Genomic DNA, 12,079 nt, shown 5'->3' on the forward strand with positions numbered 1-12,079 from the left:
TTCTCCCCCGTTACTCGTGGCCGTCAGACCTCGGCGCGGTCCACCACTCGATCGTGAGTTCCCCTGTGTTCCACGGGCGTGACGGTGCCCACCCGGCGTCGAACGGACGCGTCCGCGCGCAGGTAGCCGGCTCGGGCGCGTTTGGCGACCCGGTGCAGCGACGGATTGTCCTCCATCAACCGGTGAAGCCGTGCCGAGGGCGTGCGCTTGGCCCAGTGCAACGCGGCTCCCGGTGACCGCCGGACCACATGCCCCTGGCCGACCATCACGTCGCGGCTCTTGAACACGTCTTTGTACGGCTCACCGCCAGGGCCCATGTCCAGGCACTGGACCCCGGCGTCAGCCGCACCCTCGGCGAGCAGCAGGTTCATGATCAAACCGGGTGAGTACCGGCCGAAGCGGGCGTCGTAAGCGGGGAACCACAGCACCATGGTCCGGTCGGTGCGCATCCCGAAGTGACCGGCCACGGGTTCGTCGCCCGCATAGAGCATGGACAAGACGCCGGAGAAGTTGTCGGATCTGGTGTCGAGGAGATGCTCGACCAACTGCACGATGTAGGGCTTCGCGAATCGATCCGACCATCCGGAGCGCAGGTACTGCGCCGATTTCCATCCCATCAGTGTGTGCAGGGCACCCAGGTCAGGTGAATCGAACACAAACCGCAGATCTCCGACCTCACGTGCGAGTTTGCGCTGCTTTCGCAGCACGCCCCGGAAGGTGGTCGAATTGTCCTGTAGACAGGCCAGATAAGGCGCGAATCCGGCGGAGAAGTCCATGACCGGAGAGGCGACCCGCGTACTGCGGTACATCTCGAGGGGGCGTTGCCCCGGGGCCAGGTGGTCGAAGTCCCACACCGCGAGCCCACAGGCCCGCAGGAGCTCGCGCGCGTCGAAGTCCAGCCCCGGTACGTGCACCACGCCTTGGAAATCGTTGTACCCCGCCCCGATAGGCACCCCTTGCCCCAGTCCACGCCGCTCGTAGGGGAAGAACCCGACGATATCGGGTCCTTCCGTGAGAACCGCGGTACGCGCATGCGGTCGCACCCGGGCGACACTCAACGCGAAATCGACTGATAGAAAGGGATTGTCGAGCTCGGCCGTCATCTTCTGAATACGGCGCCATGCATCGATCTCGGTCTGACCGAGTTCACCGGGATGCACCACACTGACTCTCATCGTGCTCTCGCCCACCAATCGCGAACCACTTGCTCGGCAGCCTTGCCCCTGATGGGAAAGCCCAGCGGCTCGCCACTACCGTCGTCGGGCAATGCACTCCACACCCACCAGTACACCCCCGCCCACCAACTCTCCTGGCTGAAGGAGGACAGCAAGGCCTCGTACGCGGCGGCCTGCTCGGCCTGGTTCGGCGTACCGCTGATGGTCCAGTCGTGGGGTCGGGTGGTGGTGCCCTGTTGGCTGGTGTATGCGGCCTCGGTGAACAGGATCCGGCGCCCGTTGCGGGCGGAGAAAGCGGCCAGGTCGGATCTGATGGGGACCCAGGCCTGTTGCAGGGCAGCCACATCCGTGGTCGGTGAGGTGCTGAGCGGCCAGTATGCATCGATACCGATCAGGTCGACGGCGTCCCAGAACGGCACCTCTGCGTACTCACCGGGGTCGGCCGCGTACACCAGTGTCCCGCGATACTGCGCGCGCACGGCCGCGATCACCTGCACCCATGCGTCGCGATCGTCGGAAACCGAGGCGAGTTCCGTGCCCACCGCAAACTGTTCGACACCCATACGCGCCGCGATCGACGCATAGTGAGTGATGAACGTGGTGTACGAGGCGAACCATGCCGGCCGGTCCGCAGGCGCGATCTGGGAGCGAGACCCGTTGTCGGCCAAGTCGACATGGGGTTTGAGGAACACCTTCAACCCCTGCGCATGCGCCAGCGTGATCGCCCGTTCCAGGCCGGCGTCACCGGCTGTCCGCGACGTCCGCGCGATCTGGCTCGCGCCGACCGAGTTCTGGTACCAGGTGGGATTGAGCTGGACCCACGTCCCGCCCACCGCCGATACCTCGCTGAATGCCGCCGACACCTGGGGTCCGTCGTATCCCGCTGCTTCCCAGGTCGGGAGCGCGAAGCCGCGTTGTGTCGGCCCGGGTTCACCCTGGGCAGGTCCCGCGGTGATCGCGTAGGCGACACCGGCGAGAGCCACCAGTACGGAAAGAACCGGTGCCCAGAGGAATCGGTCCCGCCGGTACCGGCCGCTCGTCGGTTCAGCCGTCGAATGGTGCCACTTCAGCTTTTCCCACATCAGCTTGTCCCCCCGCGTCGTAGGGCCCAGCGGTTCCGGACGGTCAAGGCGGAAACCAACCGCTTGGCGTCCATCCGCCAGGGACTGTCCCCGTTGTGGATGTAGGTGCGCGGGATCGCATGGCGGCCGATCTCGGTGGACCGCCAGATGGCACACCCGTAGTCGTAACCGGCATCCCGTACCGCGCCGACCGCGCGGGTGTCCACGCTGCCGTAGGGATAGCAGAAGCCTCGCACCCGCTGCCCCAGCAGATTCTCCAGCGCAGCCTTGCTGTGGTGGACCTCGGTCGCGAGCACGGCACTGTCGGTGCCCGACCCCAGCGCGACATGGTTGACCCCGTGTGACGCGATCTCGATCCCCGATGCCGCGATGTGCCGGACCTCGCTGTCGGTCAGCAGCGCCTTCTCCGGGCCGGGCCGATCCCAGTCGTTACTTCCGCCGAACCGTCCGGTCAACACGAAAACGGTTGCCGTGAAACCGAACCGGTCCAGAACCGGCATCGCCTCGGTGAGGAAGTCCCGGTAACCGTCATCGAAGGTGAGGCCGACGAGTCCGCGCCCGTGCCCCGCCGCCGAAGCATCGACCAGCGCCGCCATGGAAACACCCTGCAGCTTCCTGGAGTGTAACCAGCGCATCTGCTGTTCGAACCGTTGCGGCGAGACGGTGACCTCGTAGGGATCCTCACGCTCCGGTGCGACCGAGTGGTACATCAAGACGAGCGGCATCGTGGCCAGACCCGGCCCGACGCCAACGCGGGTGTTGGTAAAAGCGGTCATGCTTGCGCCCTCTCCCCCACAGCTGTCGACTCAGAATCGATCACTCGCCGGTACACCGCCTCCACCCTCGGCGCCACGTGCGAGAGCGTGAACTGCGCCGCCTTCGCGGGCCCGGCACCGCCGAGCCGCGTCCGGAGTGGTTCGTCCTTCAGCAGGATCTGCAGCGCACCGGCCAGTGCCGTGGCGTCACCGGGAGGGACGTGCAAGCCCTCGACACCGTCTGCCACGACGTCCAACAGCCCGCCGAGCGCAGAGACCACGCAGGGGGTACCCGCAGCAAGGCACTCGACGGCAACCAGTCCGAAACCCTCGGGGACCCGGCTGGGCACCACGCCGATGGCGGCGTGTCGCCAACCCGCCACCACGTCGGCATGCGGAACGTGGGTGACCACCGAGACGCCCGGACGGTCCTCGACGTGGAAGTCTGGGCGCGGCAGCCCCGCAAGAACCAGTGGCACGTCCACACCGTTCGCCGCGAGCATCGTGTGGGCGTCGAGCAGGACATCGACTCCTTTGTGTGTGCCCAGCGCGCCCGCGTAGAACAGGTAGGGGCCCTCCGGCGGTACGAAAGCCGGTCGCGCCGCGGTCCGTTCGTCAGTGGCGAGACTCAGGAGGTCGTCTTCGATGAAGGTCGGGATCACCTCGACCGGCCGGTGGTCGGCGGGGCGGGGCGCCGAACCGCGCGCCGCCAGCGCCGACGACGCGGCCATCCATTGCGCCACCTCGCGGTGTCGGCGAGAGCCGATCTCGTACAGGCCGGCAGCCAGCGGGATCCCTTTCAACCCATAGTGGCCCGAGGCGCAGCTCGTGCATTTCCGCAGCCCCGGACCGGTGCACAGGCTGTTTCCCTGGTACAGCATCGTTTTCGTGGCACACACCTGGCTGTGGTCGTGCGCGGTCGCCACCACGGGCACTCCCGCTCGCTTCGCGGCGCCCAGGACGCTGTACAGGATCCAGCCGTGCGTGTGGATGACGTCCGGTTTGAAGGTCCGGATCAGTTCTGCGAATGACCGGGCGAACAGTGGGTCCGGAACGGGCGGGAAGAACAGACGGTTGCGATCTGCGTAGGCTCCGGGCACCGAGGCCATCGCCATCGTCAACCGGTGCACCTGGACACCGTCGGTGTCCTGTCGGTCTGCGGCGTCCGGGTGCGGCGCGGTGGCGATGGCCACCGAATAGCCCTGCGCGGCCTGGAACCGCACCAGCGACGCGATGGCCAGTTCGAGACCACCGACGTTCGGCAGGAAGCTGTCCGTGGCGTGCAGGACGCGTAGACGGCGGGCACCTTGCTCGCCCTCTGCGGGCCGCATACGCCGGCATGACATGTAAAGCGGCGCAGACGATGCCTGCGCGTCGACGGCGGGGACAGCGGAGGGGCGCTGCTGTGCGCGCGACCGCCGGAAGGCGATGGCCGCGACCGTGGTGGCGACGATCAGGGAAGTACCGAGCGTGGCCAGGCCCGCCCCGAGGATGCCGAAGTGCGACATCAGCAGCCAGGCCAGCGTCATGGTGAGAAGCGCGTCGGTCACCGTCATCGCAGCCACCTCGGCCAGCTTGCGGCGCACCCGCAGGATGGTCACCGCCAACTCGATCACCGCGACAGGGAAGGCGGACAACAGCAGCACCACCAGGAGTGTGCTGTGCTGGGCGTAGTCGGCGCCGAACAACCCGAGGATCTCGGACGCGAGGAGGCTGGTCACGATCACCGGGACGGTGACCAGGGCGGCCATCATCCACAGGGCCCGATTCACCTGCGCCCGAAGCTGTTCGGGACGATCGGCGCAGTCGGCCAGCAGCGCGTTCGTGATCGCCGTGGACACCGAGACAAAAGCTCCGCTGACCATCCAGGCCATCACGAGGTAGGCGACCTGGTCGGCGGGGAACATCGCGGCAGCCAGGATCGGCATCGCGAAGTCGGGTGAACGCGTGCCCAGGGTGGCCAGGTGCTCCCACGCCACCGCACCCCGTAACCGGGTCAGCCAGATGGTCCCCGGACGGAACCTGAATCCGGGTGTGGCGCGGGCGAACAACCGCAGAGACAGCAACAGGGACACGGCGAGTGAACCCACCCACACCGTGAGAATCGTGCGCGCCGCAGCGGTGTCGGCTGCGGTCGCCAGTAGGCCCACACTCAGGAGCGCGCCGACTGCGGTGAGTCGCGACAGGCTGGCCACCGTGGTGCCCAGCAGCGACAGTTCCGCCCGCCGAACCCCCAACAGCGCCGCGTTCACCACGAGCAGCAGGGCCGTACCCGCCGATCCCACGGCCAACAAGCTGACCAGCCAACCGGTTCCGACCGCGGTGTGCACCGAGTCGGGCAGCAGCAGCGCTCCGACAGCTCCACCGCCCGACGAAGCGGCCGCGGTGAGAACCAGGGCGGTGCTGAACAAGCCGCTGCGTTCTCGGGCATCGGCGCCGGGGAGCAGTCGCGTCAGAAGTGGTTCGAAGCCGGCGGCGGTGAGGATCGCCACGAGCGTCATGGCGGAGATCACCGTGCTCGTGGTGCCCACCGCGGTGGCCGAGACGTGGCGCGCACAGGCCATCCAGAACAGGTACCCGAGCAGTGAACTGACCGGGATCAGGGCCAGTAGGGCAACGCTGTTGCCCACCAGCCCCCGCCCCCCTGCCTGGTGGGCGCTGTCGGCCGGCTGCGACGTGACCGCCCCGGATGCGGTCGTCTGCGCCGTCATTGTTCACACCACTGCGGCGCGATGACACCCTGCACCAGCAGGCCGGACGTGGCGTCCCGGAGGGTCAGTTTGGCCGGGCTGGTCCGTCCATCGACATGAGAAACGCTGCTGCACAACAGAGGTCGACTGATCGGATCGAGGATCACGAGGAGCACCACATGATCGGCGGTGTGCTGGGTGAACTCCGCGAGTATCCGGGCCGGGACCACAGCGCCGGTGTCGTCGAATGCGTGGAAATCCGCTCGTTGAATCAACTCGGCCCCTTCCGGGCTGATCGCGGTCAGTGCGAAGGCGAGGTCGTACTCACCGGTGGGCCCGACGATCTGCTCGGCGCTGAACGCTGACGGCATCCGTTGCTGGGGAGACCATTTCCCGCCGGCCACCAGCAGGATCGCGGCGGTCATCTCGATCATCACCACCGACACCACGATCATCCTGGTGTGGCGCCGGCTTCGGAGTGCCGGAAGCTGCGGACGGCGGCGCATCCCGACCGCCGTCAACACCGCGCACGCCAGCACGATCAGCCAGTTGAGTCCGCGCAGCGCACTGTGGTCGGCGTCGAAGGGCCACAGCGTCATGGCCGTCCACATCACCCCTTGCGCGCACAACCCTCCGACGACCAGCGCCAGTATGGTGCGCGCCCTGGTTTCCACCGGTCTGCGAAGCAGACCCAACGCCACGCCCAGGCACACCGCGGCGGTGGCCGCCACCGTCGTGCCCACCAGAACACCTGTGGTGACCCGTGCGCCCCCGGAGATCTGGTGGACAACGGGACCCACGAGGGCGTACCACGCCAGCGTCGCGCCGATCCGGGTGGCCAGCCAGGCCGGCAGCCCAACTCCGGACCGAATCATCACGGCGCACAGCCACAGACCCGGTACCAACCAGATACCTATCAAGCCGAGCACGATCGACGTCCGCCACGCCAGGGCGTCGAGATCCGATTGAGCTGGAGCCATCTGCCAGGTGTAGAGCCACTGGGCCACCGCCAGACAGCTGACGCCCAATGCGGATGCGCCGAGAACGCGCCGCCGCGGCAACCGGTCCCGCAGCATCTCGAAATAGCGCGCATCGGCGTCATCGCGATCGCGCGTATCGATCTCGAGGTAGGTCGGTTTCGTCATGGCGCGTCCGTTCGGCAGCTACCGGCCATCCCCGTCGGGATGGTGGCGCGGAGCATCTCGGCGTCGACCTGGTAGACGGTCAAGGGACCCGCCGCGTAGACGGCGTGCAACCAGGGCAGGCAGTTGAATCGGTCCAGCGCCGACTGCGGATACGGCTCGGTGCCGTCGACGCCCGGTTCGTCCACGGTGAACCAGAAACCCAGCCTCGGCCGGGTCGTCGACATCCGTGCGTCGACCACGAAGTATCGGATCTCGGCGTCGAGGACCTGTTGGAGCACATCGGGGCGCACAGGTTCGGCACTCATGTACAGATCCCAGATCGGGAACGTGACGCTGGGCGACAAGGTGGCCATCCGTCCGACCGACCCGAGCTGCTGAGACACATACCGATCAGCCATGACGGGCGTGTCCACAGCTGTCCGCGCCTCCATCCAGGCTGTGACCGCGCCACCTTCCTGCGAGACCGACCTCATGTCGTCACCGACGTTGGGGCGCCCGGGAAATCGTGTGGAAACGTTCGATCCCACCGACGCCGCGCCGATCGACATGACGACGAGTACGACACCCGCGGCCGTCACCCCGGCCGCCGGTCGGCCCAATACGCCGCGAGGAAAATGGTGTGTGACAACGTATCCCGTGGCGATTCCACAGACCACAGCCAAGCCGATGAAGCTGAACGCCCATGAGCGGTGCGCACCCTCGGCGCCGCCTTTGGTCAGCACCATCGGCAGACTGGCGAAGTACATCGCGCCGATGGCGGCGAAAGCCCACGGGAAGGACCCCAGCGTGTGCCGGAGCCGCCACAGCACCGCGATCCCGATCAGGAACACCAGTAGCGCCAGGACGGGGAACAAGAAACCCGCCACCAGCTCGTAAAGCGGATTCTCCGCCCCGCTGAACAGCGCGCGCTCCCCCGTCTGCGCCGCCTCGGGTTGATCGCCGAGACCGGTGAGATCGGTCAGCTGAGCCCCGCCGCGGGTCAGCGCCGGGCTGAGGTAGGTGACCAGCCATTCATACTTGTTGGACCACCAGAAGGCGATCGAGGCGGTCAGGCAGAACCCCGCGAACGCCAAGGGCCAGATCCGCTCCCGCTGTGTGCCAAGGCGTTTGAGGACTCTACGGCAGAGCAGCTCGACCGCGATCAGCGCGCCGATGATCAGGCAGAGGATGATCGTGGTGAGATGGTGGACGATGGGCAGTGTCGCGGCGCAGAGTGCGATGGCGGTGATGTACCGCGGACCCGGGCGTGAGGCACATCGGCACGCACCGATCGTGACGGCCAGACACCACAGCAGCATCGGAAGCGCCAGGCTCTCGTAGGAGACCGCGGTATCGAAGTAGGCCCAGGACGGATTCAGCGTGTAGAAGACCGCACCCGCGGCTGCTGCCGGCGCGATGACGCCGAGTGCCCGCACCAGCTGGTAGACAGCCAGGACCGACAGCACGTGCGCCAACACGATGATCAACATCCCCGCATGCCACAACGGGAGTCCGGTCAGCCGCGCGAAGGCGCTCACGGCCTGGTGCAGCCCGGGAAACTCCTTGGTGATCGGCAGTAGGTAGGAGACGTGACCGACGTCGCCCCGCAGAGACGTCTCGATGGCTTGCCGCAGATGCGCGAACTCATCAGCGCTCAAGGGACCGGACGGGCCGCGCAACAACGTGGGAACCATGCCGAAGAGGCCGATGCCGGCGAGCGCGCTTGTTCGCAGAACTCCGTCGATTCGCGCTGCGCAGGCCACGGCGATGAGCGGGAGCATGCCGCCCAGGAAGCCGGCCCAGAACAGCGCGAACTGTAATTGGTCGGGTTCGGCCTGGCCGGCCGCGTGATGAAACGACAACAGGACGAGTATCGCCCCCACCGGAGGCATGACGATGGCGGCCGCCAGCCGTGCTCGCCGCCAGTGTGAGCCGGAACCGAGAGCGTGGGCACCCGAAACATGTTCGGGGGCCGACTCTTCGACGGTGGATACGGTCAGCACCATTACCTCACCGCAGGACCGAGGTGAGCGTGTCGAACAGCTGATCCGCCATCTCGTCGACGCTGGGCAGCGTGCACCGGGCGGCACGCTCGCTGCGTGATCCCGGGTCCGCGAGCACGGCGGCGATGGCGTCGGCGTAGTGCAGGGCATGATCGGGCTCAGGCCCGTCGATGCCGCACAGGCGCACCTGGGCAGCGGTCCCGGCCAGGCGCGTCACCTCCCGATGGGCCGGGATGTCGCTGGCGACGACCGGCAGTCCGGCCACCAGGGCCTGCGCGAATCCGATGCCGAATGCCTCGCGGGTACTCGCCGTCGCGTACACATCGGCCGAGGCCCACCATCGCCGCAGGACGTCCTCGTCGACCGCACCCGCAATGGTCACCACACCGTCTGCACGCAAGCTCGTGACGAGCCGCGCGATATCAGCCAGCGCGGGCCCGTCGCCGACCACGACGAGCCTGGCCGGTACGGCACGGTCACGCAGTTCGACCATCGCGCGCACCAGGACGTCGGTGCGCTTGTACTGCTCCTGCCTGGCAACCGTCAGGACCAGGGGGATCTCGCCGACATTCGCCGGTTCCTGCCCACACACGGGATCCGCGACTCCCAACGGCACCACGGCGATCTTCGATCCACCCGCCTGGTCCGGGAAATCCCTGGCCACCAAGTCGGCTTCGGCTTCGGTGTCCACCACGATGCGCCGACTCATCGCCATCAGCCGGCGCCCGGCGGGGCGGTAAGGCCGGTGTAACGCCTGCCGAAGGGGAGTGTGGCCACCGCCGTGGTAATGCGGGGTGAGGACAACCGGGGCCGTCGCCCGCTGTGAGGCCAGCCAGGCCAGCGGAGTGTGATAGCTGTGCAGCCACATGACGTCGAAACGGTTCGGCCGCCACGCGGCGCGCACCGCAGCCGCCGAAGGCACGTCGAACACATCTCTCAACGGAAGACGGTGTCGCTCAACGGTGTATCCGTCCCGGGCTTCCGACACCGGCAGTTCGGAATGCCGAGGAACCTGTGTCACGACGGTCACCTCGGCGCCCTTGGCGGCCAAGGCCGCCGCTGCCTGTGCGGTGTAGGTCTCGACACCACCGCGAAACGGGGCGAAACGCGGCACGATGACACCGATCCGCGGGTGTGTCACACGAAGACCCCCGTCACGCGATGCGCACGCCTCGCTGTCGGCGTTCCGGCGGGCGCGGCCTCGGGCTCGGGTGCGGACCAGCCGGCGTCTATCCGGCACAGCAGGCGCTCGTAGCGCTCTGCCGTACGAGACCATGTGTGCGGGTCGGTATGCGACAGCCCCACCAGCGGAAGAGCCTTGCGGATCCCCTCGGCCAGATCCACCGGGTCCCCGGGCGCCACCAGTACCGCCCCCGAATAGTCGGCCGCCGCTTCGACAAGGCCTCCGACGGCGGTGGTGACCACCGGTAAGCCGCAGCTCATCGCAATGTGCAGCGGTCCGGACGCCGACGAGCGGCGGTACGGAAGCACCACCATGTCCGCGGCGGCGAAGAATCCCGGGACCTCGGCATCGGCGACGTACCGGTCGACAATGGTGAGGCGGTTCTCCGGGAGGATCGATGCGAGCTGGTCCAGCGGTGCCCGGTAGCCCTGCCAGACCTCCCCTACGACGGTCACGTGGACGTCCACCCCCGCCGCGGTGAGCAGCCGCACCGCCGCGGCGATCTCGCTATGGCCCTTGTAGGGGCGCACCACCCCGAAGGTCAGCAGCCGCACCGGCTCGCCGGGAATGCGTACGCGTGCCGGCGGTGCCTTGTATTGCGCGTAGGGGCCGTGTGGGATCACCTCGAGAGGTGTCTGGGCCAACTGCGGATAGGCGTCCAGAACAGCGCGTCGGTCGAACTCTGAATGCACCACCACGGCATCGGTTCGGCTCAACAGGAACCGCATTCCTGCCCCCGCGTACGCCTTCGCCAACGGCAGACGGGCCTCGCCGACGTCCTGAACCTCGTGGAATTCCACCACCAGCCGCGCGCCCACCCGCTTGGCCAGCCAGGCGATGACGAGGTAGCTGTGCAGCACCGTGCCTGTCCACCACTGGAGAACCACGACAGTGGGGCGGGCACGTCGCCAGAAGCGCAGCGCGCGCAGGGCCGATGCCCCCCAGTACCAATCCAATCCGTTGAAAACGGGGACCTTGGGATACTTCAGTGTCCCGTCTGTGCGACCGACGCGCGCCCGACCGGGATACGCTGCGCGGGGGCAGATCCTGCGAAGCAACAGCATCGACACCGCTCCGCGGGTGCCCAGAGCAGCCGCGAGCAGTGAGGTGTAATAGCTTATCCCCGAAAGGAATCGGTCGCCGGGACCGACCACCAGAACCATGGGACCAGCAGGGGCGCGTCCACTCACGCCGGCCGCCGAGCGATCGCCGGCCCCGCCGGAGAGTCCGTGCGTCGGCGGTTGAGCAAAGCCTGTGCCAACCGCCCCGTCAACCCCGTTCGCCGGCCCCGCAAGACCGTCACCAACACCCGGGTGCCGTCCCGGACCACGTGCAGGTTGGACTTGCCCGTGCGCCGCGGCAGTTCCAGACTGGGCACCTCGGCGATCCTCAGTCCGCTGTGCACGGCCTGGACGGTCATCTCCGCCTCGATCTCGAAGCCCGTCGCCGCCAAGCCGAGGTGCTCGAGGTATCGACGGTGGAACGCGCAGAACCCGTAACAGAGATCGGTCAACTCGGCGTCGTACAGCGAATTGAACACTGCCAGAAGGAACCGGTTGCCCAGCCGCCGCAGTCGCGTGATGTCCAGCGACCCCCCGCCGGCGATGAACCGCGAACCTTTGACGAAATCGTAACCATTGGACAGGAAGTGGAGGTAGTGGCGGATCTCCTGGGGCAGCATGCTGCCGTCGGCGTCCATCATCACGATGATGTCGCCGGTGGCGGCCATGAAACCCGTCCGCAGCGCGGAACCCTTCCCCACACCCTCCTGGTCGACGACCCGGACATCGGGACGCGCCCGGCAGGCGGTGATGAGTGTGGCGTCGGTGGACCCCCCGTCCACCAGGATGATCTCGTCGACGTCATCGGTGATCTGCTCGAGGACCCAGGCGATGTTGCGCGCCTCGTTCCTGACCGGGATGACCAGGCTCACCGAATTGGTCTGCTTCCTACCGTCATTGAGCACCTCGGCCGTGTAATCGACATGTGCTCTGGCCGCGGCGACGGCCAAACCGTCTGGAAGCCGGTGGTTTTGCCGCCCGTTGTTGATCTGTAGGTCGCTCATGG

At 67.4% G+C, this 12,079-nt stretch carries 9 protein-coding genes; all 9 read right to left on the reverse strand.

Annotation, left to right across the window (positions count from 1 at the left end):
* Nucleotides 1–23: 23 nt before the first annotated feature.
* From AC3A6P_RS29705 to AC3A6P_RS29745, 9 genes are read right to left on the reverse strand one after another with little or no spacing between them, the layout of a single operon-like run.
* Entirely contained in the window at nucleotides 24–1,175 is a 1,152-nt protein-coding gene (locus AC3A6P_RS29705) for a GNAT family N-acetyltransferase (RefSeq protein ID WP_487695965.1), read from the reverse strand.
* Nucleotides 1,172–2,257, reverse strand: coding sequence for a glycoside hydrolase family 113 (locus AC3A6P_RS29710; protein WP_487695966.1), 1,086 nt, complete (start codon nucleotides 2,255–2,257; stop codon nucleotides 1,172–1,174). The genes AC3A6P_RS29705 and AC3A6P_RS29710 overlap by 4 nt, the downstream gene beginning before the upstream one ends.
* Nucleotides 2,257–3,033, reverse strand: coding sequence for a polysaccharide deacetylase family protein (locus AC3A6P_RS29715; protein ID WP_487695967.1), 777 nt, complete (start codon nucleotides 3,031–3,033; stop codon nucleotides 2,257–2,259). The genes AC3A6P_RS29710 and AC3A6P_RS29715 overlap by 1 nt, the downstream gene beginning before the upstream one ends.
* Complete coding sequence (locus tag AC3A6P_RS29720; RefSeq protein WP_487695968.1) at nucleotides 3,030–5,723, reverse strand: glycosyltransferase; 2,694 nt, start codon at nucleotides 5,721–5,723, stop codon at nucleotides 3,030–3,032. The genes AC3A6P_RS29715 and AC3A6P_RS29720 overlap by 4 nt, the downstream gene beginning before the upstream one ends.
* Nucleotides 5,720–6,847 carry a hypothetical protein gene (locus AC3A6P_RS29725; RefSeq protein ID WP_487695969.1) on the reverse strand — a complete coding sequence of 376 codons (1,128 nt, stop codon included), beginning with the start codon at nucleotides 6,845–6,847 and terminating at the stop codon, nucleotides 5,720–5,722. The genes AC3A6P_RS29720 and AC3A6P_RS29725 overlap by 4 nt, the downstream gene beginning before the upstream one ends.
* On the reverse strand, nucleotides 6,844–8,832 hold the full coding sequence (locus AC3A6P_RS29730; RefSeq protein ID WP_487695970.1) for a hypothetical protein: 1,989 nt from the start codon (nucleotides 8,830–8,832) through the stop codon (nucleotides 6,844–6,846). Before AC3A6P_RS29730 ends, AC3A6P_RS29725 begins: the two co-directional genes overlap by 4 nt.
* A gap of 4 nt (nucleotides 8,833–8,836) precedes the next feature.
* On the reverse strand, nucleotides 8,837–9,970 hold the full coding sequence (locus tag AC3A6P_RS29735) for a glycosyltransferase family 4 protein (protein ID WP_487695971.1): 1,134 nt from the start codon (nucleotides 9,968–9,970) through the stop codon (nucleotides 8,837–8,839).
* Nucleotides 9,967–11,175, reverse strand: coding sequence for a glycosyltransferase (locus AC3A6P_RS29740; RefSeq protein ID WP_487695972.1), 1,209 nt, complete (start codon nucleotides 11,173–11,175; stop codon nucleotides 9,967–9,969). Before AC3A6P_RS29740 ends, AC3A6P_RS29735 begins: the two co-directional genes overlap by 4 nt.
* Before the next feature lie 23 nt (nucleotides 11,176–11,198).
* Complete coding sequence (locus AC3A6P_RS29745) at nucleotides 11,199–12,077, reverse strand: glycosyltransferase family 2 protein (RefSeq protein ID WP_487695973.1); 879 nt, start codon at nucleotides 12,075–12,077, stop codon at nucleotides 11,199–11,201.
* Nucleotides 12,078–12,079: the final 2 nt, after the last annotated feature.

This window comes from Mycobacterium sp. Soil_C_30 (assembly GCF_057656995.1).

Excerpts from the sequence above, each read along its gene's own strand:
- AC3A6P_RS29705 (WP_487695965.1), bottom strand. The coding sequence starts at position 1,175 with ATGAGAGTCAGTGTGGTGCATCCCGGTGAACTCGGTCAGACCGAGATC.
- AC3A6P_RS29710 (WP_487695966.1), bottom strand. The coding sequence starts at position 2,257 with ATGTGGGAAAAGCTGAAGTGGCACCATTCGACGGCTGAACCGACGAGC.
- AC3A6P_RS29715 (WP_487695967.1), bottom strand. The coding sequence starts at position 3,033 with ATGACCGCTTTTACCAACACCCGCGTTGGCGTCGGGCCGGGTCTGGCC.
- AC3A6P_RS29720 (WP_487695968.1), bottom strand. The coding sequence starts at position 5,723 with ATGACGGCGCAGACGACCGCATCCGGGGCGGTCACGTCGCAGCCGGCC.
- AC3A6P_RS29725 (WP_487695969.1), bottom strand. The coding sequence starts at position 6,847 with ATGACGAAACCGACCTACCTCGAGATCGATACGCGCGATCGCGATGAC.
- AC3A6P_RS29730 (WP_487695970.1), bottom strand. The coding sequence starts at position 8,832 with ATGGTGCTGACCGTATCCACCGTCGAAGAGTCGGCCCCCGAACATGTT.
- AC3A6P_RS29740 (WP_487695972.1), bottom strand. The coding sequence starts at position 11,175 with ATGGTTCTGGTGGTCGGTCCCGGCGACCGATTCCTTTCGGGGATAAGC.
- AC3A6P_RS29745 (WP_487695973.1), bottom strand. The coding sequence starts at position 12,077 with ATGAGCGACCTACAGATCAACAACGGGCGGCAAAACCACCGGCTTCCA.